This window comes from Streptomyces sp. NPDC058525, assembly GCF_042719495.1.
Taxonomy (GTDB): Bacteria; Actinomycetota; Actinomycetes; order Streptomycetales; family Streptomycetaceae; genus Streptomyces.
Genome location: NZ_JBHXNP010000085.1, coordinates 1 through 26,319, shown reverse-complemented (window position 1 = coordinate 26,319; position 26,319 = coordinate 1). Strand labels below are relative to the sequence as shown.

25 protein-coding genes, 1 pseudogene and 1 riboswitch are annotated in these 26,319 nt (G+C 72.7%); of the genes and pseudogenes, 15 read left to right on the top strand and 11 right to left on the bottom strand.

Annotation, left to right across the window (positions count from 1 at the left end; all coding sequences use genetic code 11):
• Nucleotides 1–241 precede the first annotated feature (241 nt).
• From ACFWP3_RS31130 to ACFWP3_RS31120, 3 genes are read left to right on the top strand one after another with little or no spacing between them, the layout of a single operon-like run.
• Nucleotides 242–439, top strand: a complete 198-nt coding sequence (locus ACFWP3_RS31130) for a hypothetical protein (RefSeq protein ID WP_384227652.1) — start codon at nt 242–244, stop codon at nt 437–439.
• A 5-nt stretch (nt 440–444) separates the two neighbouring features.
• On the top strand, nt 445–1,842 hold the full coding sequence (locus ACFWP3_RS31125; RefSeq protein WP_384227650.1) for an amidase: 1,398 nt from the start codon (nt 445–447) through the stop codon (nt 1,840–1,842).
• 42 nt (nt 1,843–1,884) lie between these two features.
• Nucleotides 1,885–2,457, top strand: coding sequence for a TetR/AcrR family transcriptional regulator (locus ACFWP3_RS31120; RefSeq protein ID WP_384227647.1), 573 nt, complete (start codon nt 1,885–1,887; stop codon nt 2,455–2,457).
• A gap of 12 nt (nt 2,458–2,469) precedes the next feature.
• Here ACFWP3_RS31120 and ACFWP3_RS31115 read toward each other — a convergent pair whose 3' ends face one another.
• Nucleotides 2,470–2,730 (bottom strand): DUF6225 family protein, encoded by a 261-nt coding sequence (locus ACFWP3_RS31115; protein WP_384227645.1) that lies wholly within the window; start codon nt 2,728–2,730, stop codon nt 2,470–2,472.
• 444 nt (nt 2,731–3,174) lie between these two features.
• Between ACFWP3_RS31115 and ACFWP3_RS31110 the strand changes: the two genes are divergently transcribed.
• The 5 genes and pseudogenes from ACFWP3_RS31110 to ACFWP3_RS31090 all read left to right on the top strand — a co-directional run.
• The gene (locus ACFWP3_RS31110) at nt 3,175–4,710 is read left to right on the top strand and encodes a YcaO-like family protein (RefSeq protein WP_384227643.1); all 1,536 of its coding nucleotides are present in this window, start codon (nt 3,175–3,177) and stop codon (nt 4,708–4,710) included.
• Nucleotides 4,711–4,796: 86 nt separating this feature from the next.
• Nucleotides 4,797–5,819, top strand: a complete 1,023-nt coding sequence (locus tag ACFWP3_RS31105) for an LLM class F420-dependent oxidoreductase (protein ID WP_384227641.1) — start codon at nt 4,797–4,799, stop codon at nt 5,817–5,819.
• Entirely contained in the window at nt 5,816–7,162 is a 1,347-nt protein-coding gene (locus ACFWP3_RS31100) for an MATE family efflux transporter (RefSeq protein WP_384227639.1), read from the top strand. Before ACFWP3_RS31105 ends, ACFWP3_RS31100 begins: the two co-directional genes overlap by 4 nt.
• A gap of 99 nt (nt 7,163–7,261) precedes the next feature.
• Entirely contained in the window at nt 7,262–7,864 is a 603-nt protein-coding gene (locus tag ACFWP3_RS31095) for a GNAT family N-acetyltransferase (protein ID WP_384227636.1), read from the top strand.
• Between the two features lie 144 nt (nt 7,865–8,008).
• Nucleotides 8,009–8,128: pseudogene (locus ACFWP3_RS31090) on the top strand (alanine--tRNA ligase-related protein); the annotation flags it as partial.
• A 194-nt stretch (nt 8,129–8,322) separates the two neighbouring features.
• On the opposite strand, the gene ACFWP3_RS31085 reads toward ACFWP3_RS31090, so the two are convergent.
• The 3 genes from ACFWP3_RS31085 to ACFWP3_RS31075 are packed head-to-tail and all read right to left on the bottom strand — an operon-like array spanning nt 8,323 to nt 11,899.
• On the bottom strand, nt 8,323–9,459 hold the full coding sequence (locus ACFWP3_RS31085; RefSeq protein WP_384227634.1) for a bifunctional 2-methylcitrate synthase/citrate synthase: 1,137 nt from the start codon (nt 9,457–9,459) through the stop codon (nt 8,323–8,325).
• Between the two features lie 17 nt (nt 9,460–9,476).
• On the bottom strand, nt 9,477–10,382 hold the full coding sequence (gene prpB, locus ACFWP3_RS31080) for a methylisocitrate lyase (protein WP_384227631.1): 906 nt from the start codon (nt 10,380–10,382) through the stop codon (nt 9,477–9,479).
• On the bottom strand, nt 10,382–11,899 hold the full coding sequence (locus ACFWP3_RS31075) for an MmgE/PrpD family protein (RefSeq protein ID WP_384227629.1): 1,518 nt from the start codon (nt 11,897–11,899) through the stop codon (nt 10,382–10,384). The genes prpB and ACFWP3_RS31075 overlap by 1 nt, the downstream gene beginning before the upstream one ends.
• A 184-nt stretch (nt 11,900–12,083) precedes the next feature.
• Here ACFWP3_RS31075 and ACFWP3_RS31070 point away from each other — a divergent pair, with 184 nt between their 5' ends.
• The 4 genes from ACFWP3_RS31070 to ACFWP3_RS31055 all read left to right on the top strand — a co-directional run bounded on the left by ACFWP3_RS31070 (nt 12,084) and on the right by ACFWP3_RS31055 (nt 17,744).
• Entirely contained in the window at nt 12,084–13,514 is a 1,431-nt protein-coding gene (locus ACFWP3_RS31070; RefSeq protein ID WP_384227627.1) for a short-chain fatty acyl-CoA regulator family protein, read from the top strand.
• Between the two features lie 319 nt (nt 13,515–13,833).
• Entirely contained in the window at nt 13,834–15,120 is a 1,287-nt protein-coding gene (gene aceA, locus ACFWP3_RS31065; protein ID WP_384227625.1) for an isocitrate lyase, read from the top strand.
• A 144-nt stretch (nt 15,121–15,264) separates the two neighbouring features.
• A complete protein-coding gene (aceB, locus tag ACFWP3_RS31060) occupies nt 15,265–16,863 on the top strand; it encodes a malate synthase A (protein ID WP_384227623.1) in 1,599 nt (532 codons plus the stop codon).
• Entirely contained in the window at nt 16,860–17,744 is an 885-nt protein-coding gene (locus ACFWP3_RS31055; RefSeq protein WP_384227620.1) for a 3-hydroxybutyryl-CoA dehydrogenase, read from the top strand. The genes aceB and ACFWP3_RS31055 overlap by 4 nt, the downstream gene beginning before the upstream one ends.
• Nucleotides 17,745–17,842: 98 nt before the next feature.
• Here the strand turns inward: ACFWP3_RS31055 and ACFWP3_RS31050 are convergent, their stop codons facing one another.
• Together ACFWP3_RS31050 and ACFWP3_RS31045 are read right to left on the bottom strand one after the other, a co-directional pair.
• A complete protein-coding gene (locus tag ACFWP3_RS31050; protein WP_384227618.1) occupies nt 17,843–18,331 on the bottom strand; it encodes a DUF4430 domain-containing protein in 489 nt (162 codons plus the stop codon).
• Between the two features lie 146 nt (nt 18,332–18,477).
• A riboswitch (cobalamin riboswitch) is annotated at nt 18,478–18,627 on the bottom strand.
• Between the two features lie 79 nt (nt 18,628–18,706).
• Entirely contained in the window at nt 18,707–18,982 is a 276-nt protein-coding gene (locus tag ACFWP3_RS31045; protein ID WP_384227616.1) for a hypothetical protein, read from the bottom strand.
• A 75-nt stretch (nt 18,983–19,057) separates the two neighbouring features.
• Between ACFWP3_RS31045 and ACFWP3_RS31040 the strand changes: the two genes are divergently transcribed.
• Nucleotides 19,058–19,384 carry a hypothetical protein gene (locus ACFWP3_RS31040; protein WP_384227614.1) on the top strand — a complete coding sequence of 109 codons (327 nt, stop codon included), beginning with the start codon at nt 19,058–19,060 and terminating at the stop codon, nt 19,382–19,384.
• 107 nt (nt 19,385–19,491) lie between these two features.
• On the opposite strand, the gene ACFWP3_RS31035 is transcribed toward ACFWP3_RS31040, so the two are convergent.
• From ACFWP3_RS31035 to ACFWP3_RS31015, 5 genes are all read right to left on the bottom strand, one after another.
• A complete protein-coding gene (locus tag ACFWP3_RS31035) occupies nt 19,492–20,928 on the bottom strand; it encodes a carotenoid oxygenase family protein (protein WP_384227611.1) in 1,437 nt (478 codons plus the stop codon).
• 221 nt (nt 20,929–21,149) lie between these two features.
• Nucleotides 21,150–21,797 (bottom strand): L-threonylcarbamoyladenylate synthase, encoded by a 648-nt coding sequence (locus ACFWP3_RS31030; protein ID WP_384227609.1) that lies wholly within the window; start codon nt 21,795–21,797, stop codon nt 21,150–21,152.
• A 182-nt stretch (nt 21,798–21,979) separates the two neighbouring features.
• A complete protein-coding gene (locus tag ACFWP3_RS31025; RefSeq protein ID WP_384227606.1) occupies nt 21,980–22,729 on the bottom strand; it encodes an anti-sigma factor in 750 nt (249 codons plus the stop codon).
• Entirely contained in the window at nt 22,726–23,313 is a 588-nt protein-coding gene (gene sigK, locus ACFWP3_RS31020; protein WP_384227604.1) for an ECF RNA polymerase sigma factor SigK, read from the bottom strand. Before sigK ends, ACFWP3_RS31025 begins: the two co-directional genes overlap by 4 nt.
• Before the next feature lie 226 nt (nt 23,314–23,539).
• Entirely contained in the window at nt 23,540–23,959 is a 420-nt protein-coding gene (locus tag ACFWP3_RS31015) for an ATP-binding protein (protein ID WP_384227601.1), read from the bottom strand.
• Between the two features lie 245 nt (nt 23,960–24,204).
• Between ACFWP3_RS31015 and ACFWP3_RS31010 the strand changes: the two genes are divergently transcribed.
• Both ACFWP3_RS31010 and ACFWP3_RS31005 read left to right on the top strand, forming a co-directional pair.
• Complete coding sequence (locus tag ACFWP3_RS31010) at nt 24,205–25,818, top strand: molybdopterin-dependent oxidoreductase (RefSeq protein WP_384227599.1); 1,614 nt, start codon at nt 24,205–24,207, stop codon at nt 25,816–25,818.
• A 115-nt stretch (nt 25,819–25,933) separates the two neighbouring features.
• A partial coding sequence (locus ACFWP3_RS31005) for a fasciclin domain-containing protein (protein WP_384227596.1) occupies nt 25,934–26,319 on the top strand: 386 nt, incomplete at its 3' end.

Sequence of the window (26,319 nt, the reverse complement as noted above, 5' to 3'; positions counted from 1 at the left end):
GAGTCGGCTCTTCCTTAACGCTGAGATGTTGCGTTAAAGCTAACCGGATCTCTCGGCTAACGCAACGATTGTGCGTTAAGGCTCCGACTTCGCCACCCTCGGAGCTTTAAGGCTCAATGTTTGCGTTAGTGGCGGAGCTGGCCTACGGTGGCGCTTAACGCAAATATTCAGCCTTTGGGTGGTGTCCTCCTCGGAGGGCCGAAGCGGCGCGAAGGCGCTGCCGCCCGGAAAGGACCGTCCCGTGTCTGTTCCCGCGTTCTCGCCCGAAGGGGCCGCGGAGTCGGCGCTTCGTGCCGGCCTCTCCCTCGACAGTGATCGCCACGCAGTGGTGGCCGAGACGGCGCACCACATCATCACCGTCATCAGCCGGCTGCGCGCGCTCGACCTGGCGGAGGTCCCGCCGGCCTTCGCCTACCGCGCCGACTCGCAGGCACGGTGAAGGAGATGAAGCCCTACGAGCTGTCCCTGGCCGAGGCGTCCGCCGCCCTCGCGGACGGAAGCCTCTCGCCGGTGGAGCTGACCGATTCGGTCCTGGACCGGATCGACGCCGTCGATGCGCGGGTCAACGCCTATGTCACCGTGGCCGCCGACGCGGCGCGGGCCCAGGCCGCCCAGGCGGAGCGGGACATCGCCGCAGGCCGTCGCCGTGGCCCGCTCCACGGAGTGCCGATGGCTTTGAAGGACCTCATCGACACCGCGGGCGTGAAGACCACGTCCAGCTCCGCGGTCCGTGCCGCCCGCGTGCCCGGCGAGGACAGCATCGTGGCCGCGCGGCTCAAGGCGGCCGGCGCCGTCCTGCTCGGCAAGGTCCACACCCACGAGTTCGCCTACGGTCTGACGACCCCGCAGACCCGCAACCCCTGGAACCTGGACCACGTGCCCGGCGGCTCCAGCGGCGGTTCGGCGGCGGCGGTTGCCGCCGGAATGGCGACCTTCTCCGTCGGTACGGACACCGGCGGCTCCATCCGGGTGCCCTCCGCGCTGAGCGGCGTGGTCGGCCTCAAGCCCACCTACGGCCTCGTACCCCGGCACGGTGTCGCCTCGCTGTCCTGGTCGCTGGACCACATCGGCCCCCTCACCCGGACCGTGCACGACGCCCGTCTCGTCCTGGACGCCCTCGTCGGGCACCACCCCGGCGACCCCGCCGGCCTCGACCTCCCCTACGAGGCGCGGCTCTCCCGCCCTGGGCCCGGCCTCGAAGGGGTGCGCGTCGGTGTTCCCGTCAACCACTACTTCGACCGCGTCGACCCTCAGGTGGAAGCGGTGGTGCGCAAGGCCATCGACGACATGGCGGCCCTCGGGGCGCGGCTGGTGGACGTGGAGATCCCGATGGCCGAGTACGTCCAGGCCGTCCAGTGGGGCCTGATGGTTCCGGAGGCGACCGCCTACCACGAGCAGCACCTGCACACCACGGCCGACCTGTACGGGCCGGACGTCCGGGTGCTGCTCGAAGCGGGCGCCCTGGTCCCCGCGACCGACTACCTGCGTGCCCAGCGGGCCCGCACCCTCATGCGCGACGAGTGGAGCCGCCTCCTTCGCGACGTGGACGTCATCGCCGCTCCGGCGGTCCCGGCCACCGCGGCCAGGTCGGACCAGGAAGCCTTCCACTGGCCCGACGGGGCCACCGAGAGCGTCCCGGACGCCTACGTGCGCCTCGCGGCCCCCGCCAACATCACCGGGCTGCCCGCCCTGTCCGTGCCGGCCGGCGTCGACGCGCGCGGTCTGCCGATCGGCCTGCAGCTGATCGGCCGCCCGCTGGGCGAGGCCGCCGTCCTGCACGTCGCCGAGGCGTACGAGCAGTTGAGGGGCCCGGCTCCGATGACTGAGCAGCAGGTCGCCTGACGCGTCCAGCCTGAAGCGAATTCTTAGCGTTAGGGTGGCGGTATGAGCTCACAGCCCCGCCCCCGTCCAGGAGGGCGAAGCGCCCGCGTCCAGCAATCGGTCCACGACGCCGTGCGCGACCTGGAAGCCGAACGCGGCCGTGCGGCCCTGACCGTTCCGCTCGTCGCCAAGCGTGCGGGGGTGACGCCCTCGACGATCTACCGGCGCTGGGGCGACATCAAGGAACTGCTCTCCGACGTGGCGGTGGAGCGGCTCCGTCCGGAGGCGCCCCCGGACGACCTGGGAAGCCTGCGTGCCGACCTCGAAGCGTGGGCGGTGCAGTTCCTGGAGGAGATGTCCTCGACGGCGGGCCGGGACTACGTCCGCGACGCCCTCGGCGGGGACCCGGACGGCAGCAACGCCGGCCAGTGTTCCGCCTACGCGGTCGAGCAGGTCGAGATCATCTTGGCCCACGCGGTGGGGCGTGGGGAGCCGGTGCCGGCCGTTGACGTGGTCGTCGACCACGTCGTGGCGCCGATGATGTACCGCATCCTCTTCCGGCCCGGCCTGCTGGACGCCGACAGCGCCCGTGCCCTCGTCGACACGGCCCTGACCCGGCTGATGCCCCGGGGATGAGGCACGTGCCGCTCAGTCCATGTCGAGGTAGTACACACCTGCCTTGGCATCGGCGAAGAGGGTGAACTGGACCTGCGGGGGCGCGGTGCTGCTGTCCGCCTCCATCTCCACCGGCTCGGCGCCGACGAGCACGAACTCGCCGTAGCCGTCCAGATTCCCCGGCTCGTCGGCCACTCCGATGTGGATGGGGGTGTCGTCGGGAACCCCGGCGAGGGCGGAGCGCAGCCGTCCCGCTGTCCAGACCTGCGGCGCGTGCTCGAACGTATCAGCCATGCGCTGAGGCTAGTGGTGCAGAACGGACAGAACGGGGTACGCCACGCCGACGGCCGCGGCCGGCCTGCGGCCGTCGCCGTCTCTGTCCGGGATTGGCCGTTGAAGTTCTCGGGACGCCGCCTCTAGCCTTATTGCGACCTACTCGCAACTGCGCAGGGCACGCGTTCGAGTTGGCGGTCCTGTGCCGACCGAAGGAGGACACCGAGATGGCGCACACCGGTTGGGCCGAGCCCGAGGAACCGCAGGGCCTGAAGTCCCACACCCCGGCCGTGGACGCTCCGTTCGAGTGGCGCGAGGACCACGAGGACGAGCCCACCGAGAGCTGACCGAGAGCTGACCGCGTGGCGGGGGGCGACGGAGCGACATCGTCCCCCGCCATGCGCGGCCCGGGGGCACGGCCTCCGGACGCCTGCCACCCGATCGACGAAGAGGAGTGTGGGCTCCGTGGCAGCACCCGGCCGAGCAGCGCAACCGATCGACGTCGAGACGGCCGAGACGGACGAGACGGACGAGACGGACGAGACGGCCGAGACGGACGACGTCCAGGCGGTCGACATCGAGACGCTCGCCGGGCCCGCGCCCGGTTCCCGGCTCGACCTCGTCGACCGGGTCACGCGAGACCGGCCGCGCGTCGAGACCGTTCCCACCTGCGTCTCCTACAGCGCCCGGCTGTCCCCGCGCCCGGAGTTCGCCCGCTGGTCGGTCGAAGCGGTCACCGGAGGCGCCGCCCTCGCGGACCACGAACAGGCGCGGAAAGCCGCCATCGGCGAGGCCGTCGAACGATTCTGCGGCAACGTCGTCCCCGACACCCTGCCGGTCGCCTCGTACGCGCAGCTCGTACGAGCCGGCCGCCCGGCCGTCGACCCGCGGGAGTTCGCCCTGTACTCCCGGTCCCAGTACGCCCACCGGGGCTTTCCCTTCGTACCGATGACGCGCGAGCTGCCGATCGCATGGGTGACCGGGCACGACCCGGACGACGAGGGCGACGAGGTCCTGGTCCCGGCGTCCCTCGCCTACGTGAACTACTTCCGCGGCGCCCGCGCCGCCGAGCCCCCGACCAACTACCCGGTGCTCGCGGGCACGGCCGCCGGTACGAGCCGCGAGCAGGCGCAGCGTTCCGCCCTGGAAGAGGTACTGGAACGCGATGCCGTGACGCTGTGGTGGACCAGCGGTGCACCCGCCGCGCGGCTCGACCCCGACCCCGCCCCCCACGGCCCGCTGGCCGCCGCGCTCGGCGAGGCCGACGCCGCCGGCCTGACGGTCACCTTCCTGCGCATCCCGTCCACGGTCGGCGCCCTGGTCGCGGGGGTGTTCATCGAGGACCGTGCACGGGGTCTCGTCGCTTTCGGCAGCGCCTGCCGCGCGGCCGCCCCAACGGCGGCGGCCAAGGCGTTCACCGAGGCCCTCGGCATGCACGAGAGCGGCCTGGAACTGCTGGAGCACGACAGCGGCTTCTGGCGGGCCGTCCGCGCAGGCCGGGCGGACCATCGGCCGTACCGGCCGCTGCGCCGCGACCGTGCGTACCTGAAGGACTTCCGGCCCGACTGGCACGACGTCAACGACGTACGCCTCCACCTCCAGGTCCACCTCGACCCGGCCATGCAGGACGCCGGACTCGACCGGCTGCGCGCACCCGGAACGCCCCGCCCGGAAGCCGCGCCCGACGCCCCCGGGCCGGCCGACGCCCCCGGGCCGGCCGACGCCCCCGGGCCGGCCGACGACCTGGCACCGGCCGCCCTGCGCCGGCGTCTCGCGGAAGCGGGGATGCGCACCATCGCCGTGGACCTGACCACACCGCACGTCCGCGCCGCCGGCCTGCACGTCGCCCGCGTCATCGTGCCCGGCCTCTACTGCAACGCACCCGCCGCCTTCCCCTTCCTCGGCGGCCGCCGGCTCTACGAGGAGCCGGCCGCCCGCGGCTGGCTGCCGGGGCCGCTCACCGAGGAGGACCTGGTCCGCCGTCCGCTGCCGTTCTCATGACGGCTGACGACGGCTGGTGACGGCGGACGACGGTTTCGAGCCAACTGAACGACACCCCTTACGGCACAAGAGAGCGGAGTGAGCGCATGCGTCTCGGGCTGGCCCTGGGCTACGGCGGAGAACCCATCGAGCAGGTGCTCCCGATCGTCGAACGGGCCGAACGGATCGGCGTCGACTCGGTGTGGAGCGTAGAGGAGTACGGGCCGGACGCCGTGAGCGTGCTCGGCTACCTCGCGGCCAAGACCGAACGGATCAAACTCGGCACGGCCATCATGCAGATCCCGGCCCGCACCCCGGCCGCCACCGCCATGACCGCCATGACCCTCGACGTGCTGTCCGCGGGCCGCTTCCACCTCGGGCTCGGCCTGTCCGTGCCGTGGATCGTCGAGGGCTGGCACGGCCAGCCGTACGACAAGCCGCTGCGCCGCACCCGCGAGTACGTGGACATCGTCCGCCAGGCCGTCGCCCACGGCGGGCGCGTCGAGCACGACGGCGCCCTCTACCAGGTGCCCTACCGGGGCCCCGGCTCCAGCGGACAGGCCCGCCCAGTGAAGGCGGACATGACACCGCTGCGCCCCCACATCCCGCTGTACCTGGGCGCGATCGGACCCCAGAACGTGGCGCTGGCCGGAGAGATCGCGGACGGCTGGCTGGCCGGCCTCTACGCGCCCGAGCACGAGGCCGTTCTGACCCGTCCCCTCGACGAAGGCATCGCCCGGTCCGGCCGCACGCCCGAGGACGTCAGGATCTGCCCGATCCTGTACGTCGCCCGCGCCGACACCGTCGCAGAGGGCCGCGACCAACTGCGGCCGCTCTTCGCCCACTTGATCGGAGCCGTCGGGGCGGGAGCCCGCAACACGTACTTCGACGTGGCCTGCCACATGGGGTACGAAGGCGCCGCGCGCACCATCCGCGAACGGTTCGCCGCCGGCCACAAGGCCGAGGCGGTGACGGCGGTCCCCGACACGCTGCTCGACGAAGTGGCGCTGACGGGGCCCCTCCCGGCCATCATCGACAGGATCCTGGCCTGGAAGGACTCGCGCGTGGACACCCTCATCCTGCTCGACCGCGACATCGAGCTGCTGGAAGCCGCCCAGGCCGCTCTGTGACCGAACCCGCCCGCCCGACCGTGCGCCGGGCCTGGGCCCTGACCTACCCGTTGCTGATCGCCGGACTGACGCAGATCGTCGTCAACGTCGTCGACACGGCCATGCTCGCCCGCCTGTCCACCGAGGCCCTGAGCGCCTTCGCGCTCGCCGCCCCCGTCTACCTGGTCGCCCTGATCGTCGTACGCGGCTGGGCGACCGCCGTCCAGGTCCAGGTCGCCCAGCGGCACGGCGCGGGGCGGCCGGACGAGGTGGCCGCGGCCGTACGGGTCGGGCTGGCCGTCTCGGCCGGCGCCGGCGTGGCCGTCGGGGTGCTGCTGTACGCCACGGCCGCGCCGGTCCTGGTGCTGCTGGGCGCCCCGGACGAACTGGTCGGGCCCGGAGCGGCGTACCTGCGCGTGATGGGCTTCGCGGTGCCGTTCGCCGCCGTCTCGTTCACCCTCCAGGGGGCCTGCGCGGGCATCGGGGCCACCCGGGTCTCGATGTACACCGCCCTGCTCGTCAACCTGGTCAACCTGCCGCTCGGCCTGCTGCTGATCTTCCGGACGGGCCTCGGTGTCACCGGTGCGGCCCTGGCCACCGTGGCCGCCACGGCCGCCGGGACCGGCTACGCGGCCTGCTACAGCCGAACCCGTCTGCCGCGGTCCGGGAAGAGCGCGGACACGGCGGCCGTCACCGGGCAGCTGTGGCGCATCGGGTGGCCGGAGATGAGCACCTCGGGCATCGGCTACCTCAACGAGGCGCTGCTGGCCGGGTTCGCCGCGCGCATGGGCACGCACGACCTGGCGGCCTACCGCATCGTCGACAACCTGATCCTCGTCGTCTTCACCTTCCTCGGCTCGGCCGCCGCGGCCGTCATGATCCTGGCCGGACAGGAACTGGGCCGCGGGAACGCGGCGGGCGCGGCGGGCTGGCACCGTACCGGGCTCAGACTGATGCTGATCATGGTCGCCGTGCCCTCCGCGGTCGCGCTGGCCTTCGGCCGCCCGCTGATCGCCCTGGTCACGGACGACCCCCAGGTCGTCGACCGGGCCTGGGCCGCGACCCCGCTGGCGCTGCTCAGCCTGGCCCCCTTCGTCGTGGCCATGTCCCACGCCGCCCTGCTGCGCGCCGCGGGCGACACCCGGGCGGTCATGTTCGCCTCGGTGACCAGCGACTACCTGCTGCTCATCCCGTTGGGATGGCTCCTCGGCGTCCACCTCGGACTCGGACTGCCGGGGATCTACCTCGCCTGGATCTGCTTCGGCCTGCTGTACGCGGCCCTGCTCCAGCTGCGCTACCGGCGCCGCTTCACGCGTGCCGAAGGTCCGTTCCCCGCCCCGGCGGCGGCGCCGGCGGAGGGGTGAGCGGTACCGCGGAGCACTCGCCTGCGCGGCCTGATGCACGGCCGCGTACCTTATTGCACAGGACTTGCAATTGCGGTCTCGGTGCGAAAGGGGCTGTCGGTGGCGTGGAGCACGGGCGGGCACGCGCGGATCGGCGGCGCCGTCCGCAGGGTGTCCGGTGCGGAACTGCTGCGCCATGCCGACGGCGTGGCCCGGGTGTACGCGGACGCGTTCGGCACGGGGCCCTGGTCGCAGGACCGGGCCGCCGCGGCCCGCTACGCGGAGCGCCTCGCCGCCGACGTCGCACGTCCGGGGTTCGTGGCCGCCCTGGCCCTGGACGGGGACGCCGTACGGGGCTTCGCGACCGGCCGGCGAACCCCCGGAGTCTTCCCCTCAGGCGGGTGCCACCCCCAGGTGTCGGCAGGCCTCGGCGCCGAGCGCACGAAGCTGTGGCTGTGCGGCGCCCGGGAGGTCGACGAGCTCGCCGTCCACGGCCCGGCCCGCGGCAGGGGCCTGGGCGCGGCCCTGCTCGACGCGGTGAGCGCCGACGCGCCCGACGGCCGCTGCTGGCTGCTGACCTCCGTACGGGCCGAGGCGGCCATGTCCTTCTACCGCCGCCTCGGTTGGGCCCAGGCCACCCACCCCGCACCCGGCGGAGCCGGCTACGCGGCCTTCCTCGGCCCCCGGCACCCGGCCCGTACGGCCGTGCCCCTGCCCCTCTGATCCCCGGCCGCCCGACCCGGCCGCCTGACCCGGCCGCCTGACCCGGCCACCTGACCCGGCCGCCTGACCCGGCCGCCTGACCCGACCACCCGATCCGACCGCCCGAATCCGACGGACCGCCCTGACCGACCGGAGCACCGAGCCTTGCGTACCGCCGACATCCGCAGCAGATTCCTCGACCACTTCGCCGCGCGCGGCCACACCGTCGTCCCCAGCGCACCCCTGCCCACCCCGGACCCGACCCTGCTCTTCGCTGAACGCGGCCGCGCTGGTCAAGCAGCTCCTCGGCGGGCGCGGCGGCGGCTCCCCGGAGCCGGCCCAGGGCGGCGGCCTGCCCGCCGACCGTGTCGCCGGCGCCCTGGCGGAACTGCCCCGGCTCATCGGCAGCCGCTGACCTGCGACCGGAGGGCGTGGCCGGACACCACGCCCTCCGGAGCGGCCGCGCAGGGCGCCCGGCTTCAGACCGCCCGCGGCAGCGGCCGCTGGGGCGGACCGGTGTACGCACCGAGCGGCCTGATCAGGGCGTTGTGCCCGAGCTGCTCGGTGATGTGCGCCGTCCAGCCGGTGATCCTGCTCATGACGAACAGCGGTGTGAACATGGGGACGTCGAAGCCCATCAGGTGATAGGCCAGCGCGGCCGGGTAGTCGAGGTTCGGGTGGATGCCCTTGCGGTCGGTCATCGCGTCCCGCAGGGCCGTGTGCAGTGCCGCCAGGGTGGTGGCCTCCGGATCTCCCGCGCGGGCGACGAGCCGGTCGGTGGCCTCCTGCATGATCGGGACCCTGGAGTCGCCGCGCTTGTAGACGCGGTGCCCGAAGCCCATGATCTTGCGCTTCTCCGCCAGGGCCCGGTCCAGCCACTCGTCGGCCCGGCCGGGCTCGCCGATCTCTCGCAGCATGTGCATCACCGCCTCGTTGGCCCCGCCGTGCAGCGGCCCCTTCAGCGCGCCGATCGCCGCCGTCACGGCGCTGTAGAGGTCGGAGAGGGTGGACGTGACCACGCGGGCGGTGAACGTCGAGGCGTTGAAGCTGTGCTCGGCGTAGAGGATCATCGAGATCTCGAAGCAGCGCACCACCTCCGGAGCGGGCACCTCCCCGAAGCACATGTGGAAGAAGTTCTCCACGTACCCCAGCTCCGGATCCGGCCGTACGGGATCCCGCCCGAGCCGGCGCCGGTGATCGGCCGCGACGACCACCGGCAGCCTGGCCAGCAGCCCGAGCGACTTCGTCAGGTGCCCGGCCGTGCCCTGCTCGTCCTCGGTGGGGTCCTCGGCCCCGAAGAAGCTGACGGCGGTGCGCAGGACGTCCATGGGATGGCAGGTCCGGGGGAGTCCGGCGAGGAGTTCGGCGGTGGTGCGGTCGAGCGGGCGCAGGGCGCGTTCGCGGGCCCGGAAGCGTTCCAGCTGTCCGGGGTCGGGGAGTTCCCCGTACCAGAGGAGGTGGGCGACCTCCTCGAAGGAGCAGCGTGCGGCGAGGTCCTGGACCGGATAGCCGCGGTAGGTCAGGGAGTTGGTCTCCTCGATCACCGTGGAGATCGCCGTGGTGTCGACGACGACACCGGCGAGGCCGCGGTGGATCTCAGGGGTGGTGGCGGTCATGGCGCACTCCGGTGGGGTCAGCTGCCGGGAGGCAGGGTGAAGTCGAAGACGCTCCCGTCGAAGGCCGAGTACGCGTCGTACCCGAGGAGTTCGTAGAGCCGGGAGCGGGTCTGCATGCGGGGGAGGAGCGCTTCTTGGGTGCCCTCGGCCGCGAGCGTGCGCAGGCCGTCCTCGACCGCGCCCATGGCGAGGCGGAAGAGGGTCACGGGGTAGATCACGATGTTGTAGCCGAGGTCCTCGAGCGTGCGGGCCGACAGCAGCGGGCCCTTCCCGAACTCGGTCATGTTCGCGAGCAGCGGCACGTCGACCGCCTTGCGGAAGGCGTCGAACTCGGCTTCGCCGGCCAGGGCCTCGGGAAAGACCGCGTCCGCGCCCGCGTCGACGTACGCCTTGGCCCGGTCGATCGCCGCTCCGAGCCCTTCCACGGCGCGGGCGTCGGTACGGGCCATCAGCAGGAAGCCGTCGTCCGTGCGGGCCTCGACCGCCGCCCGTACGCGTCGGACCATCGCCTCCCGCGGGACGAGGGTCTTGCCGTCGAGGTGGCCGCAGCGCTTGGGGTTGACCTGGTCTTCCAGGTGGAGGCCGGCGAGACCGGCGTCCTCCATCAGCTGGACCGTGCGGGCCGCGTTCAGCGGCTCGCCGAAGCCCGTGTCGGCGTCGACCAGGGCGGGCAGGTCCGTGTTCCGGGTGATCTGCCGGGCGCGGGACGCGACCTCGGTCGAGGTGGTCAGGCCGATGTCGGGCAGTCCGAGGTCCGCCGCGAGCACCGCCCCCGACAGGTACACCCCGTCGAAGCCCGCGTCCTGGATCATCCGTGCCGAGTACGGGTTGACGGCGCCGGGCATCCGCAGGAGCCGTCCGGACGCCAGCTGCTCCCGGAACGCCCGGCGCCGTCCCGTCGCCGTGGTGCGGGTGTGCAGCATCAGAACAGTCCCTTCGGCAGGGTCGCGTCGTACGCGGCCGTGCGGTCCGTGTCGACCACCGGGAACAGCCCGTCGAGTCCGGCGGTGGCGAGGCCGGCGAGCCGGTGGGCGGTGTCGAGGAACCGCTCCTGGGCCTCGGCCGTGACGAGGTCCTCGGCCAGCGTGCGGAACTTGCCGACGTAGGCGGCCCGGTCGAAGGGCCGGGCACCGGCGGGGTGCGCGTCCGCGACGCCGAGCTCGTCCTCGATGACCCCGCCGTCGTCCAGGGTGATCACCAGACGGCCGCCGAAGGCCCGGCGCTCCGGGTCGGGGTCGTGGTAGCGGCGCGTCCACGCGGGGTCCTCGACGGTCGAGATCTTCCGCCACAGGGCGACGGTCTGCGGCCGCTGAGCGCGCTCGGGGGCGTAGGAGCGCTCGTGGTGCCACGTGCCGTCCTCCAGCGCGACGGCGAGGATGTAGGGGATCGAGTGGTCGAGGGTCTCCCGGCTGGCCGTCGGGTCGTACTTCTGCGGGTCGCCGGAGCCGGAGCCGATCACGTGGTGGGTGTGGTGGCTGGTGTGCAGGACGACCTCACGGATCCCGGCCGTCGGCCCGGTCTTCTCCCGCATCCTGCGGGCCAGGTCGATGATCGCCTGGGCCTGGTACTCGGCCGAGTACTCCTTCGTGTAGGTGTCGAGGATCGCGCGGGGCGGCTCTCCGGGGGCGGGCAGCGAGACCGAGTACACGGCCTGCGGGCCGTTCAGCATCCACGCCAGGAAGCCGTCCTCGCCCTCGTAGACCGGGGAGGGGGAGCCCTCGCCGCGCATGGCCCGGTCCACGGCCTCGACGGCCGCCTTGCCCGCGAACGCCGGGGCGTACGCCTTCCAGCTGGAGATCTCGCCCTTGCGGGACTGCCGGGTCGAGGTGGTCGTATGCACGGCCTGCTGCACGGCCTGGTACACGGTCGCGGTGTCCAGTCCGAGCATCGCGCCCAGCCCGCACGCGGTGGCGGCGCCGAGGTGGGCGACGTGGTCGATGCGGTGCTCGTGCAGGCAGATCCCGCGGACCAGGGCGACGTGGACCTCGTAGGCGGCGATGATGCCGCGGATCAGGTCGGCGCCCGAGCGGCCCGCGTGCTGGGCGACGGCCAGCAGCGGCGGGATGTTGTCCCCCGGATGCGCGTAGTCGGCCGCGAGGAACGTGTCGTGGAAGTCCAGCTCGCGCACCGCCGTCCCGTTGGCCCAGGCCGCCCACTCGGGCGATACGCGTGCCCCGGCGGGCAGACCGAACACCGAGGCGCCGGGAGCGCGGTGGTGCGGCGCGGCCTGGGCCCGGGCCACGGCCACCGGGCGGCGCAGCAGGGAAGCCACGGCGACCGCGGCGTTGTCGACGATCCGGTTGACGGCCATGTCGGCCACGGCCGGAGCGGCATCGGCGGCGCGGATGCCGGTGGCCGCCTCGGCCAGCTTCCAGGCGAGCTGATCCTCGCGGGGCAGCCGGTCGGCGCTGGGGTGGACGCGTACCTCGTGCTCGATCACGGAACTCCTCAGGTGCGGAAAACGGAGGTGTCGATGCCGTCACCCTTTCCCGTTTCCGGAGCCGGATCGACAGCTCCAACCTGTGGAATCCGCACCGGTGAAACGTGCGAACCTGCGAATCCTGCGAATTCGGCGAGTGTTATCTTCGCAACGGAAGCCATGGGAAACGGGGTGCTCTCGGCAGATGGGCCGTACCGCCGGACGCAAGATCTACGCCCACGCGAAGCTGCGCAAGCTGCGGCGCGAGCGCGGGATGAACCAGGTGGAGCTGGCCCGGGCCCTCGACCTCTCCACCAGCTACCTCAACCAGATCGAGCACAGCCGGCGCCCGCTCACCGCCCCCGTCCTGCTGAAGATCGCCGAGGTGTTCGGGGTCGACCCCGAGTTCTTCTCCGAGGCCGACGAGGAGCGCCTGGCGACCGACCTGCGAACGGCTCTGGCCGACGAAGCGGGCGGGGTCTCGGTGGCACCCGAGGAGATCGCGGACATGGCGAGGGACCATCCGGACATCGCACGGGCACTGGTCTCCCTCCACCACCGCTACCGCGACGCGGCCGAACGCGCCGCGGCCCTCGCCCCGCCCGGCGACTCGACGGTCGTGGTGCGGGCCGAACCGCACGACGAGGTGCGGGACTTCTTCTACGCGCACCACAACCACTTCGACGCGCTCGACACCGAGGCCCAGTCCGCGGCGGCCGCCCTCGGCGCCACCTCCGTGTCCCGCACCGCGGACCGCCTCGCGGACGCCCTCGCCGCCCGCCACGCGGTGACCGTGTACGACGCCGCCGCGGACCGGTCCGCGGACGCCCGGCGCTTCGACCGCGACCGCGGCCTGCTCTTCCTCTCGCCCTGGCTCACCGACGCACAGCGCGCCTTCCAGCTCGCCACCCAGCTCGCGCTCCTGGAACACCGGCCGCTGATCGACTCCCTCGTGGCGGGGACGCACTTCGACTCCGCCGAGTCCGCCGGGCTGGCCAGGGTCGGCCTCGCGAACTACTTCGCCGGCGCGCTCCTCATGCCGTACGACTCCTTCCGGGCGGCGGCCGAGGAACTGCGCTACGACATCGAGCTGCTCCAGGCCCGCTTCGGCGTCGGCTTCGAGACCGTCTGCCACCGGCTGAGCACCCTCCAGCGCACCGGACAGCGCGGCGTGCCCTTCTCGTTCCTCCGGGCCGACCGCGCCGGGAACATCTCCAAACGGCAGTCCGCAACCGACTTCCACTTCTCCCGCCTCGGCGGCACCTGCCCGCTGTGGACCGTCTACGAGGCCTTCTCGGCGCCCGGGCGGATCCTGACCCAGGTGGCGGAGATGCCCGACGGGAAGAAGTACTTCTGGATCGCCCGCACCGTCACCCGCGGCGGCTACGGACACCGGGCGCACCGGGCCGAATTCGCCGTCGCCCTCGGCTGCGAACTGCGCCACGCGTCCCGGCTGGTGTACGCGCAGGGGCTCGCCGTGGCGGATCCGGCGGCCGCGACACCGATCGGCCTCGGCTGCCGCATCTGCGAACGCCGCGACTGTGCCCAGCGGGCCAGGCCGCCGGCCGGAGGCAGGCTGGCGGTGGACCCGGACCGGCAGACCTACGTCCCCTACCCGGTTTCCGGCAGCGAGTGACCTTCGCAAGGTTGGCAAAACGGCCGTAGAAGATTCGCAGAACTTGGCACTCATCCCTTCTTGAGGGCACTGAGTGCCACTGCCAGAGTCTGTGGTGCGGCCCGCCGGACCCGGCGGCCGAGGCAGCGGAACGGGCCCGATTCACGCCCTGATTACGGACAACCCGCCCCCCCTGCCCCGGCCGCCCGGCAACATTGCTCAGCTCGGCCCACGGGCGGGGTCGGCGGCCGCGATCTCCTACTCAGGCACAGGGTGCCAATGCACTGGGCGATGGTTCAGAGCATTCGCAGACCCAGCGATCACGGAAACGGTGACGGTCATGGCAGAGGCGAACACGACGGCGGCGGCCCAGCAGCTGGAGGAGCGGTGGGCCACCGATCCGCGGTGGGCCGGTATCGAGCGGACGTACAGCGCCGAGGACGTGGTGCGGCTGTCCGGCAGCGTCCGTGAGGAGCACACGCTGGCCCGTCGGGGTGCCGAGCGGCTCTGGCGGCAGCTGCACGAGCGGGACTACATCCACGCGCTGGGCGCGCTGACCGGAGGTCAGGCCGTCCAGCAGGTCCGGGCGGGTCTGCAGGCGATCTACCTGTCGGGCTGGCAGGTCGCGGCCGACGCGAACCAGGCCGGGCACACCTACCCCGACCAGAGCCTCTACCCCGTCAACTCCGTGCCCCAGGTGGTGCGCCGGATCAACAACGCGCTGCTGCGCGCCGACCAGATCGCGACGGCCGAGGGCGGTACGGACACCACGGACTGGCTCGCGCCGATCGTGGCGGACGCGGAGGCCGGGTTCGGCGGCCCGCTGAACGCGTTCGAGCTGACGAAGGCGATGATCGCGGCGGGCGCGGCCGGCATCCACTACGAGGACCAGCTGGCCTCGGAGAAGAAGTGCGGGCACCTCGGCGGGAAGGTGCTGGTGCCGACCTCGCAGCACATCCGGACCCTGAACGCGGCCCGTCTCGCGGCGGACATCGCGGACGTGCCGACGCTGGTGATCGCCCGTACCGACGCGCTGGCCGCGAACCTGCTGACCAGCGACGTGGACGAGCGCGACGCCCGGTTCGCGACGGGGGAGCGCACGGCGGAGGGCTTCTACCGCGTCCAGAACGGCATGGCTCCGGTCATCGCCCGCGGTCTGGCCTACGCCCCGTACGCCGACCTGATCTGGGTCGAGACGGGGACTCCGGACCTCGCGCAGGCCCGGGAGTTCGCCGAGGCCATCCACGCGCAGTACCCGGACCAGATGCTCGCCTACAACTGCTCGCCCTCCTTCAACTGGAAGGCAGCGCTGGACGACGACCAGATCGCCAAGTTCCAGCGGGAGCTGGGTGCGATGGGCTACCGCTTCCAGTTCATCACGCTGGCCGGCTTCCACTCCCTCAACCACGGCATGTTCGACCTCGCCCGCGGCTACGCGGAGCACGGCATGACCGCGTACGTGGACCTCCAGGAGCGAGAGTTCGCCGCGCAGGAGCACGGCTTCACGGCCGTCAAGCACCAGCGCGAGGTCGGCACCGGCTACTTCGACCTCGTCTCCACCGCCGTCAACCCCGCCTCCTCCACCACCGCGCTCGCCGGCTCCACGGAGGAAGAGCAGTTCCACTAGGCAGCGCCGCCCGAGCCGCTGCGCGGGAGCCGGACCATCGTCCGCATCCGGCTCCCGCGGGGCTCCCCGCCCTGCCACCCTCCCCGCACCCCTCCCTGCACCCCTCCCGCCCCGCCTCCGCCTCCGCCTCCATCAGGAGACCGCATGTCCACCACCGCAACCACGCACCCGGTCCTGGTCCTCGCGGCACCGGGCGAACGCCATGACGAGATCCTCACCCCGGACGCGCTCGCGTTCATCGGCCGGCTCGACGCCGCCTTCGAACCCCGCCGTCTGGAGATCCTCAAGGAGCGGCGCCGCCGGAAGGACCGCCTGGTCGCGGGCACACCGCTGGACTTCTCCGTCGCCACGTCCGCCGTCCGGGCCGACCCCGACTGGCGCGTCGCACCGCCCGCCCCGGGTCTCCTCGACCGCCGGGTGGAGATCACCGGGCCGCCGGACCGCCGGATGACCGTCAACGCCCTGAACTCGGGGGCCCGCGTGTGGATGGCCGACTTCGAGGACGCCACCGCACCCACCTGGGACAACGTCATCGGCGGCCAGCTGAACCTGCTCGACGCCATCGAACGGCGCATCGACTTCACCACCCCCGAGGGCAAGGAGTACCGCCTCCGCGAGCAGGTCGCGACCATCATGGTCCGCCCGCGCGGCTGGCACCTCACCGAGGAGCACCTGGAGATCGACGGACGGCCCGTCTCCGCTTCCCTCGTGGACTTCGGCCTGTACCTCTTCCACTGCGCCCAGCGGCAGATCGACGCCGGGTACGGCCCGTACTTCTACCTCCCCAAGCTGGAGAACGCCTACGAGGCCCGCCTCTGGAACGACGTCTTCCTCCTCGCCCAGGAGCTCCTCGGCCTACCCCGGGGCACGATCCGCGCCACCGTCCTCATCGAGACCATCACGGCCGCGTTCGAGATGGAGGAGATCCTCCACGCACTGCGCGAGCACAGCGCGGGCCTCAACGCGGGCCGCTGGGACTACCTCTTCAGCCTCATCAAGACCTTCGGACACCGTACGGACTTCCAGCTGCCGGACCGTGCCGCGGTCACCATGACCGCCCCCTTCATGCGGGCCTACACCGAACTCCTCGTCCGTACCTGCCACAAGCGCGGCGCCCACGCCATCGGAGGCATGGCCGCCCACGTCCCCAGCCGCGACGCGGAGGCCAACAGCGCCGCGCTCGCCAAGGTCCGACTCGACAAGGAGCGCGAGGCCGAGGACGGCTTCGACGGATCCTGGGTCGCCCACCCCGGGCTCGTCCCCGTCTGCCGCGACGTCTTCGACGGGGTCCTCGGGAACCACCCGAACCAGCTGGACCGGACCCGTGAGGACGTCGAGGTCGCCGCGGCGGACCTGCTGTCCGTCCGCCGCATCGCCGCCCCGCCCACCCACGAGGGCATCCGCTCCAACGTGGCCGTGGCCCTGCGCTACTTCGACGCCTGGCTGCGCGGCAGCGGAGCCGTCGCCCTGAACGGGCTGATGGAGGACGCCGCGACCGCCGAGATCGCACGTGTGCAGATCTGGCAGTGGCTCCGCCACGACCGAGTGGAGCGGGGTACCGTCATCGACCTGCTCGACGCCGAATGCGCGGCGCTGGACGCCGAGGACTCGCAGGCGCTCGTACTGGAAGCCCGGGAGGTCTTCGTGGACAGCGCACTGTCCGTGCAGCTCCCCGCCTTCTTCACCTGCGACGCCTACACCCGCCACCTCGTCCGCCGCGCCCCCGCGCAGGTGAACGCGTGAGCGCCGTCGCGGGAGCGGCCCGCATCCGGCGCGTCGGGGTGGTCGGCGGCGGCCAGATGGGCGCCGGCATCGCCGAAGTGTGCGCCCGCGCCGGCCTCGACACCGTCGTCGCCGAGTCGGACGCCACCGCCGCCCGCTCGGCCCGGGAGCGGGTCGCCGTCTCCCTGGAGCGGGCCGTCCAGCGGGGCAAGCTGGACCGGATCTCCGCAGAAGACGCCCTGGCCCGGCTCGTGTTCACCGGGGACCTGGAGGACCTGGCCGACCGGCAGCTCGTCATCGAGGCCGTCACGGAGAACCCGGACGCGAAGACGGAGGTCTTCACCGCCCTCGACAAGATCGTCGAGGACCCGCAGGCCATCCTCGCCACGAACACCTCCGCCATCCCCGTCATGCGGCTGGGCATGGCCACCGGCCGCGCCGACCGGGTCGTGGGCCTGCACTTCTTCAACCCCGTGCCCGTGCTCCCGCTCGTGGAGGTCGTCTCCTCGCTGCACACCTCGGCCGACACCCTGGCCGCCGTCGAAGGCTTCGCCCGCGACGCGCTGGGCAAGACCACGGTCCGCTCCCAGGACCGGGCCGGCTTCGTCGTCAACGCGCTGCTGATCCCGTACCTGTTGTCGGCGATCCGGATGGCCGGGTCCGGGTTCGCGAGCGCCGCCGATGTCGACGCCGGCATGGAACTGGGCTGCGCCCACCCCATGGGCCCGCTCAAACTCGCCGACCTGATCGGCCTGGACACGGTCGCGGCCATCGCGGAATCGCTGTACGCCGAATTCAAGGAACCGCTGTACGCCCCGCCCCCGCTGCTCCGGCGGATGGTGCAGGCGGGGCTGCTGGGCCGCAAGAGCGGCCGCGGGTTCCACACGTACGGCCGGGGCTGAGGGCCCCGGCACGGTCTCCGGGCTGAGGGTGCGCCGGAGGCACGCAGGAACGGTGGGGGTGCGGCGAGTGGTGTCGCCGCGCCCCCACCGCGTCTGCTTTAGAACGAGGTCCAGGTGAAGGCGACCTGGTCACCGGCGTTCAGCTTGAACTGGCAGCCGCCGACGGGCGTCGGGGTGCCGTTGACGGAGATGCTCCAGTAGGCGGAGCCGCCCCCGCTGACGTTCTTGATCGTGTCGACGGAGAAGTCGTCGAACGAGGCGTACCAGGTGCCGTCCCAGGTGAAGTTCTTCTTCTTGGCGGCGTCGTCCAGCGCGGCGGTGGGCGTGGGCACGGCGCTCGGGTTGGCCGAACCGTTCGTGCCGTCGCACTTGTGCGTGCCGCCGGTGGCGGTGGTGACGTCGTGGCCCTTGGTCTTTATCTTGCCCTTGAACAGCAGCCCGCTCGGACCCTGCACCGTGAGGCTGACCTTGACCGGGGCGTTGGAGTGGGGCACCGGCTCGGCGTGGGCGACGGCCGGCGCGGTGGCGAGCGCGAGCCCCAGGGCGGCCGTCGTGACGAGGGTGCGACGGACGAGGTTCGGGCGCATGGAATGCCTTTCGAGCGGGGAGGGCGCACAGCACGCCCCTGCTCCGCACGACATCCCCCGGCAGCGCCGCTCCCTCCGCGGCGGCGGGGACGGGGCCGTCGGTGATCCGGCGACTCAAGGCTCCGCGCTGTAGACCGTGACAGTGGAAGCGGTACGAGCCGCACGCCGGGCGCCCCGGCTCGCGACGCGGATGCGCCCCACACGGTTGCAGGTCAGCGCCGGATTCCCACCGGCTTCCCCCAGGTCATACGGCCATTCAGTTGTCGTTGTCGCCCGGTGCGACCGGGCAGATGAATCGTACGGTCGTAACAACGTGCTGACCAGTGGCGACTTTCCGGCTCCACGGCGTGCGAGCGCGGACGGGGCGCCCCCTCGTCAGCCGGCGTTGTGCATACGGGCCGGGCTGCACTCCACGATTTCCCGCGCCGCGCGCAGCCTGCTGGGGTGGTCCCCGAGCAGCCGGGTGGTGATCAGGATCGCGTAGAGGATGCCGACGCCCTCGTCCTTCAGGTGCTGTTGGACGGAGTCCATGTCGGCGCCGGCGTCCAGCAGCCTCCGACATGCGTCGATCCGATCGCCGATCTGTTCGGCGCGCTCGGGCGTCAGTCCGTGAACGTTGGCGAGGAGTTCTTCCACGGTGGGGCTTGGCATGTCCGGATCTTCTCAGCGCTGCCGCGTCGCTCGCATCCGGTTTGGCGTTGGCGCGATGTCGGGTTGGATGGGGCCGTGGCAAGACGACCCAAGCCGAAGAAGAAGCGCCCGGCCCTCGGCATACCGAGCGAGATCATCCTGCTGACGGGACAGGGCGTGTGGCCGTACACGTTCCTCGCCGACGACGGCCTGGGCGGCTGCGGCAAGGTCGCGATGCCGTCCGAAGCGGCCGTCGAGGAGGTCCAGGCGGCGCTCTTCACACCCCTGGCGGACCTCGCTCGCACCCACCACGGGATCGAACTCGGTGCCGCATGGTCCTCGCTGACCCACGACTCGTGGGTGGGCCGTGTCCGGCGCGTCGCCGGCCCCCCGAGCTCCGGTGCTGTGACGGATGACGGATGACGGATGACGGATGACGGTTGCCGGGCCTGATGCCGTGCCGGCAGAACTGTTCGGTGGACCTTTCCGAGGGGCTGGCCGACCCGTAGCGGCCGGTCGGGGCTGGTTGGTCAGACGGTGTCCGTCGGTAGCCAGGAGCCGTGTAGGCCTAGTGGGACTCGGACCGGGATGCGGGCGCGGGCCATGGGGCCCGCGGCGGGGTCCTGGGCCGGGATGACGAGGAACCACGCGGAGCCGTTGGTGCGGTCGGTGGCGAAGGTCAGCCAGTAGCCGTCCTCCTCCGAGTCCTGCCCCGGCGCCGGTGCGAAGACCGGCTCGCCGACGGACAGGTCGCCGGCATCCCAGACGCGGTAGGTGCCCGTCTCGGTGTCGTGGAAGCGTACGGCGTCGTACTCGCCGGGCAGCAGGTCCGTCCGGCCGGTCTCGGTGGCCAGCGCGGCGTAGCGGTGGCGCCGGCCGATGCGGCGGTCGTCGATGCGCGGGAACTCCACCCGGGCGTCGTCCAGCGGGGTCCGGGCCATGCTGCCCGCCACCGGGTCGATGCGCGCCCGTACGAGTCCACCCGTCGCGGGGGCGGCGCCGGGCTCCGGCTCCCCGCCGACGGTCAGCCGGCTCCACTGCACGTAGTCCAGGACCACCGGGGCGTCCGGGCCGGGTCCGTCGTCGTACGCGTTCACCGTGTGCCAGAGCCAGAACGCCTCGTCGGCGGCCCAGCGCGGCGGTCCGCCGTCGCGCGGGACGAGGACCACGCGGGTCCCGCGCTCGGGCCGCCAGGCGAGGAACGAGCCGCCCGCCATGGCCCCCGCCAAGTCGAAGAAGGCGGGTGCGAGGACGATGACCGCGTAGCGCTCGGTCAGGGCCATGTCGTGGATCATCATCGGCTCGTCCACGCCGTCGACCGGCGTGGGCCCCCGGGTGACCGCGCCGTCGCGGCCGATGACCGACCAGGTCAGGTACGGCGCCTCCAGGCCGTAGCAGAAGACGACCATCTCGCCGGTGACCGGATCGATCTTGGGGTGCGCGGTGATGCCCATCGGCAGGGCGCCGTCGAAGTCCTCACGGCCGAGCGTCTCCAGGCCGGCGCCGACGCGGAAGGGGCACGCGGACTCGGCGAGCGCCAGCAGCCGGCCGCCGTGCCGTACGACGTTGATGTCCGGCATGTCCCTGAAGGTGCCCGCGAGTTCGGGCCCGACCTGCTCGGCGTCCGGCATGATCATCGACTCCAGGCCGCCCCACAGGGCCCGGCCGGCCCGCTCCTCGGCGCGCAGCGCGGGGGTGCGCACGAAGCGGTTGCGGTAGCGGGCGCGGCCCTGCGAGAGCCAGACCCCGTGCAGCATGCCGTCCCCGTCGATGGGGTACAGGTACGAGCCGATCGGGGTGAATCGGGGATTGGGCCCGTTGCGCAGGTACAGCCCGTCCAGCGCCGACGGGATCTCGCCGGTCACCTCGAGGTCGGCGACGTCGACCTCCTCGCTCACCGGCGCGAACGATCCCAGCAGGTGGGGAACCCGGGTGGGGTCGAAGCGCGGCGGCGTGTGCGTGTTCACGGGACCTCCCGAGGCGTGCCGGCTTCGGTCATACCGGCACTTCCCAGTGAAACGCGCCGGCCGGGCCCCTGCCAGCCGTCGGCCACCCGAGGCCCGGCGGACCCGGCCCGGCAGGGGGCCGAGGCCGGGAAGGGGCCGGGGCCGGGAAGGGGCCGAGGCCGGGGCGGCCGGATCGGGATGCGGCCCCCGTGGCATTCGCCTGATGCGCCCGATGGCCCGGGTCAGGCGGGCTCGGTCAGGTTCGGGACTACGGTGCGGAGCTGTTCGGCGGTCAGGGCGCCGGCCCTGACCAGGGTGGGTGTGGGGCCGGTGACGTCCACGATCGACGAGGGGACGAGGGCGGCGGTCGGGCCGCCGTCGAGGTAGACCGCGACGGTGTCGCCCAGCATGCGCCGGGCGGCGTCGCAGTCCTGCGGGGCCGGGTGTCCCGTGAGGTTGGCGCTGGAGACGGCCATCGGACCGGTGTCGTCGAGGAGTTCGAGGGTGAGGGGGTGGTGGGGCATGCGGACGGCGACCGTGCCGTGGGTGTCTCCGAGGTCCCACTTCAGCGTCGGCTGGTGCCGGGCGACGAGGGTGAGAGCGCCGGGCCAGAAGGCTTCGACGAGCTTCCAGGCGATGTCCGGGAGGTCGGTGACGAGGTCGTCCAAGGCGTCCGGGGAGCCGACGAGGACGGGTGAGGGCATGTGGCGGCCCCGTCCCTTGGCGTCGAGCAGAGCGGCGACCGCGCGCGGATCGAACGCGTCGGCGCCGATGCCGTAGACGGTGTCGGTGGGCAGCACCACGAGCCCGCCGGATCGCACGGCCGCTGCGGCCGCGCGCAGTCCGGCCGTGCGTTCGGATGTCATCGAGCAGTCGTACCGCTCCGCCACGGCTTCGTCCTTCGGTTTCGGTGGTTCTCGGTTCCGGTCCCCGTCCGGGTCCTCGGGGCATCGTACGCAGAGGTAGCGAGCCGCCGAGCACCTTCGGCCGGGCACCCTCGCCGGACCGGGGCGGCTCCGGTGCCGAGTTCAGCCGAATGGGTGATCGGGCGGACGGTGCGACGGGCTGCGGATCATGCGGGGAGGGTCATCAGGAGCAGGGGGTTCGTGGTGGGCTGTGGGGATCCGCCGGCCGGTTCGAGGGTGAGTCCGACGGCGTCGGCGTCGGCGGTGTCCCCGTTGATCAGGACGCTGCCGTCCTGGTGGATGAACCCGGCCGGGCGCATGGTGCCGTCGTGGGACAGCCACAGCTGGTAGGTCTTGCCCGCGGCCGGGGCGGGCAGGCCGGCGGCGGTGAAGACGGCCTTGTTCTGCCGGTCGGAGGCGACGACGGTGGTGAAGGCCCCGTTGCCGGCCCGGCCGTGGACGGTGCGGGCGTCCGGGGCGGCCAGGACGGTGCTGACGGCGTCGAGTTGCCGCTCGCTCTGCCGGGCCCGCTGCTCGAGCTGCCGGTTCTCCTGGTGCTGCCAGGCGGCCAGCCCGGCGAACGACGCGGCGGCGACCAGGCTCGCGGCCAGGGCCACGGGCAGGGCCTTGCGCCGCAGCACACCGCGGAGGGCGGTCGGGGCGGCCGCGGGGACGCGGGGCGGGAGCTGGCGCACGTGGTCGATGTCCGCCATCGTCCGCGGCTTCATCGCGGCGGGCGGGGCCTGGGCCGTGGCGGCCGCCAGTCGGGCGGCCGTGGCCTGGAAGTCCGCCACGTCGTGCCGGCACGCCTCGCACGCGGTCAGGTGCGCGGCGAACTCTTCGCGCTCGCCCGGGTCGAGGGCGTTCAGCGCGTACGCGGCTGCGAGGACATGGATGTCGGACGCGTGGTGATTCATGCGGTCACCCCCATGCAGTCGCGAAGCCGGATCAGCCCGTCGCGCATGCGTGTCTTGATGGTGGGAAGCGGCGTGCGAAGCGTTTGGGCGACTTCACGGTAGGTCAGCCCCCGGTAGTAGGCGAGGGTCACGGCCTGACGCTGGAGCTCGGTCAGGCCGCGCAGACAGCGCCGTACCTGTTCGCTCTCCAGCCGGGTCTCGACCTGCTCGGCGACCTGGTCGAACGCCGTCTGGTGTTCGCGGGCGGCCTGGGCCTGGTCGCGGTCGGCGGCCGCTTGGGCGGAGCGGACGCGGTCCACGGCCCGGCGGTGGGCGATCGTCGCCGCCCACGTGTGCACGCTGCCGGCGTCGGGCCGGTAGCGGGCGGCCTGCCGCCACAGGTCGATCATGACCTCCTGGGCGACCTCCTCCGACTGGGCCCGGTCGCGCACGACTTTGATGATGATGCCGAAGACCATCGGTGCGAGGGCGTCGTACAGGGCGGAGAAGGCCTGCTTGTCGCCGTGTGCCACTTTCTGCATGACCTCGGCGAGACCGGTGTGGCCGGTGTGGCCCGTGCCGCCGAACGGGAGCGGTTGGTTCACCGGCCGGGCTCCGGCTGTGGCGACCAGGCGAAGGGGCGTCGGCCGGCGTCGGCCGTCCGGGAGTGGGGTGTCCATCGCATAGTGGTCCTTGTCGGTAGGGCGTGGGCTGGACCGCCACCGCGGGGCGGTCCGGCCCCAGAGCCGTTCGGGGTGCCTGAGTCTTCTTCGTAGCGGACGTACGTGCGGATGGGCGGGCATTCGGCTACGGGTTCACCCGCGTCGGGCCTCAAGGCGTGGGCCAGGTGATCACCGCGATGACCTGTTTGCCGCGGGGCGAGGGGTCGACGAAGATCTCCGCCCCCAGGGCACGGATGATCTCCAGCCCCCGGCCCCCGCAGGACAGCGGCCCGTGGCCGGCGCGGTGCCGGGGCAGTGCGGGGGAGGCGTCGCCGACGGCGATGCTCGCCCGGCCCGCCTCCATGCCGAGGGTGAGCCGATAGGGCGGTCTGCCGTGCCGGACGGCGTTGGAGGCCAGTTCGGAGACGATCAACAGGATGTCGTCGGCGGTGCCGTACGGGCAGTGGCCGTCGTGGGTCGCGACCATCCGTGCGGCCAGCTCGCGGGCCGCTCGGGCGGCCTGCGGCCCCGGGGGCAGCACGTGGTGCACCGTTGACGGCCGCGTGGGATGCGTGGTTGCGGTGTCCATGGCGTTCCTCGCCGTGGGGCCCTCGGGTGAGGGCGAAGCAGAAGGGGGACGGTGTCCAGCCCGGCTCTACCACCTGTGGTGGCAGTTCCAGTGGGCGGAACCCATTGGAGCGTCACCACTGATTCGGTACGAAAGGTGTGAAGGATTGCCAAAGGACTTGGCCCTTGGCGGCATCGGGCAACAGCGGATGTGACTCGTTCGGGTGTCGGGCCAATCCGCCGGGCGGCGGTCACCGAAGCCAGGGTGTGAGCAGCTTCCGCAACACCATCGCCCGCACCGCCGCCGGCGGGGCGGCCGGACTTCTGGCCGGGTTCACCGCGCTCGCCGTGGCCGAGCTGGTCGCCGGCGTGGTGCGGCCGGCCGCAGGGCCGGTCACCGTCGTGGGCGGCGCGGTCATCGACCGGACCCCGGCCGCGGTGAAGGACTTCGCGATCCGGGCGTTCGGGGAGAACGACAAGCTCGTCCTCCAGCTCGGCATCCTCGCGCTGCTCGCCCTGTTCGCGCTCTTCCTGGGCGTCCTGGCGCTGCGCTACCGGCGGGTGGGGGCGGCCGGGGTCCTGGTGTTCGGGGCCGTCGGCGCCGCCGCGGCCCTGAGCCGGCCCGACTCCGCGGGCCCCGCCGACGCGTTGCCCTCCCTGGCCGGTGCGGTGGCGGGTGCTGCCGTGCTGTACCTCCTGGCGGGCCGGGCCACCCGCGCCGGCTCCCCGGCGGGTGAGGAGGGCGCGGACGGGGACGGAAGCGGCGGGGACGGGGGCGGGGGCGGGTGGAACCGGCGGGGGTTCCTGACCGCGGCGGCCGTGACCGCCGCGGCCGCCACCGGAGCCGGGGCGCTGGGCCGCACGCTGTCCGGCCGGCGGGGCCGAGGCGCCATCGCCTCCCGCAGCGGCCTCACCCTGCCCGCCCCTGCCTCTCCCGCACCGGCCGTTCCCTCTGGAGCGGAGCTGAAAGTGCCGGGGATCGGCGCGTTCACCACACCGAACCGGGACTTCTACCGCGTCGACACCGCCCTCGTCGTGCCCCGGGTCGACGCCGGTGCCTGGCGGCTGCGCATCCACGGCAAGGGCGTCACGCGGCCCCGTACCTACACCTTCGAGCAGCTCCTGGCCCGCCCGCTGATCGAACGCCACATCACGCTGACCTGCGTCTCCAACGAGGTGGGCGGCCCCTACCTCGGCAACGCCCGCTGGCTCGGCGTTCCGCTGGCCGGCCTGCTCGCGGAATGCGGGGTCAAGCCGCCGTCGAAGGGCGGGCAGGCCGATCAGCTGGTGGCGCGCTCCGTGGACGGCATGACCCTGGGCTCCCCGGTCGAGGACGTCATGGACGGCCGGGACGCGATGCTCGCCGTCGGGATGAACGGCGAACCGCTGCCCTTCGACCACGGGTTCCCCGTCCGCATGCTTGTCCCCGGCCTCTACGGCTACGTCTCCGCCTGCAAGTGGATCGAGGACATCGAGCTGACGACCTTCGACGCGTACGACCCGTACTGGGTCAAGCGCAAGTGGGCCCGTCGGGCGCCGATCAAGACGCAGTCCCGCATCGACACCCCCAAGCCCTTCGCCCGCCCCGCCACCGACGGCGGCACCGTCATGGTCGCCGGCGTCGCCTGGGCCCAGCGCCGCGGCATCACCCGCGTCGAGGTCCGTATCGACGACGGCCCCTGGCAGGACGCCGACCTGGCGGCCCAGGACACCGTCGACACCTGGCGCCAGTGGTCCTACCGCTGGCAGGCCACCCCGGGCGGCCACACGATCACCGTCCGCGCCACCGACGGCACCGGTCAGACGCAGACCGATCAGCGCACCCGGACCGTCCCCGACGGGGCCAGCGGCCACCACAGCGTCTTCGTCACCGTCGCCTGAGACCACGCCCCGCGAACCGAACCAACCGAGCCAACCGAACCAACCGAACCAACCGAAACACGCGAACCCAGCGAATCACGCGAACCAACCGCACCATCCCAAGGAGAAACCGATCATGAACAGCATCAAGATCCGTCGTACCGGGATCGCCGTCGCCGCAGCCGTCCTGCTGCCCTTCTCGCTGGCCGCCTGCTCCGACTCCTCCGGCGACACCAAGGCCGCCGCCCCCACCGCGGCCGCCGGAGACGCGGCCAACACCGGCGAAGCCCCGGCCGCCGGCTCGACGACGGGTGACGAGCCGTTCGGCCCGGCCTGTTCCGGAGTCCCGAAGCAGGGCGCGGGCTCCTTCGACGGCATGGCCAAGGACCCGGTCGCCACCGCCGCCTCCAACAACCCGGCCCTGTCGACCCTGGTCGCCGCGGTCAAGCAGGCCGGGCTCGTGGACACCCTGAACAACGCGCAGGACATCACCGTCTTCGCCCCGACCAACGACGCCTTCGC

Bases quoted from the DNA above. Each gene is read 5' to 3' on its own strand.
- ACFWP3_RS31015 (WP_384227601.1), bottom strand. From the start codon at position 23,959: ATGGACACCGCAACCACGCATCCCACGCGGCCGTCAACGGTGCACCAC.
- ACFWP3_RS31025 (WP_384227606.1), bottom strand. From the start codon at position 22,729: ATGAATCACCACGCGTCCGACATCCATGTCCTCGCAGCCGCGTACGCG.
- aceA (WP_384227625.1), top strand. From the start codon at position 13,834: ATGGCAGAGGCGAACACGACGGCGGCGGCCCAGCAGCTGGAGGAGCGG.
- ACFWP3_RS31120 (WP_384227647.1), top strand. From the start codon at position 1,885: ATGAGCTCACAGCCCCGCCCCCGTCCAGGAGGGCGAAGCGCCCGCGTC.
- aceB (WP_384227623.1), top strand. From the start codon at position 15,265: ATGTCCACCACCGCAACCACGCACCCGGTCCTGGTCCTCGCGGCACCG.
- ACFWP3_RS31085 (WP_384227634.1), bottom strand. From the start codon at position 9,459: ATGACCGCCACCACCCCTGAGATCCACCGCGGCCTCGCCGGTGTCGTC.
- ACFWP3_RS31125 (WP_384227650.1), top strand. From the start codon at position 445: ATGAAGCCCTACGAGCTGTCCCTGGCCGAGGCGTCCGCCGCCCTCGCG.
- ACFWP3_RS31105 (WP_384227641.1), top strand. From the start codon at position 4,797: ATGCGTCTCGGGCTGGCCCTGGGCTACGGCGGAGAACCCATCGAGCAG.
- ACFWP3_RS31070 (WP_384227627.1), top strand. From the start codon at position 12,084: ATGGGCCGTACCGCCGGACGCAAGATCTACGCCCACGCGAAGCTGCGC.
- ACFWP3_RS31115 (WP_384227645.1), bottom strand. From the start codon at position 2,730: ATGGCTGATACGTTCGAGCACGCGCCGCAGGTCTGGACAGCGGGACGG.
- ACFWP3_RS31050 (WP_384227618.1), bottom strand. From the start codon at position 18,331: ATGCGCCCGAACCTCGTCCGTCGCACCCTCGTCACGACGGCCGCCCTG.
- prpB (WP_384227631.1), bottom strand. From the start codon at position 10,382: ATGCTGCACACCCGCACCACGGCGACGGGACGGCGCCGGGCGTTCCGG.
- ACFWP3_RS31045 (WP_384227616.1), bottom strand. From the start codon at position 18,982: ATGCCAAGCCCCACCGTGGAAGAACTCCTCGCCAACGTTCACGGACTG.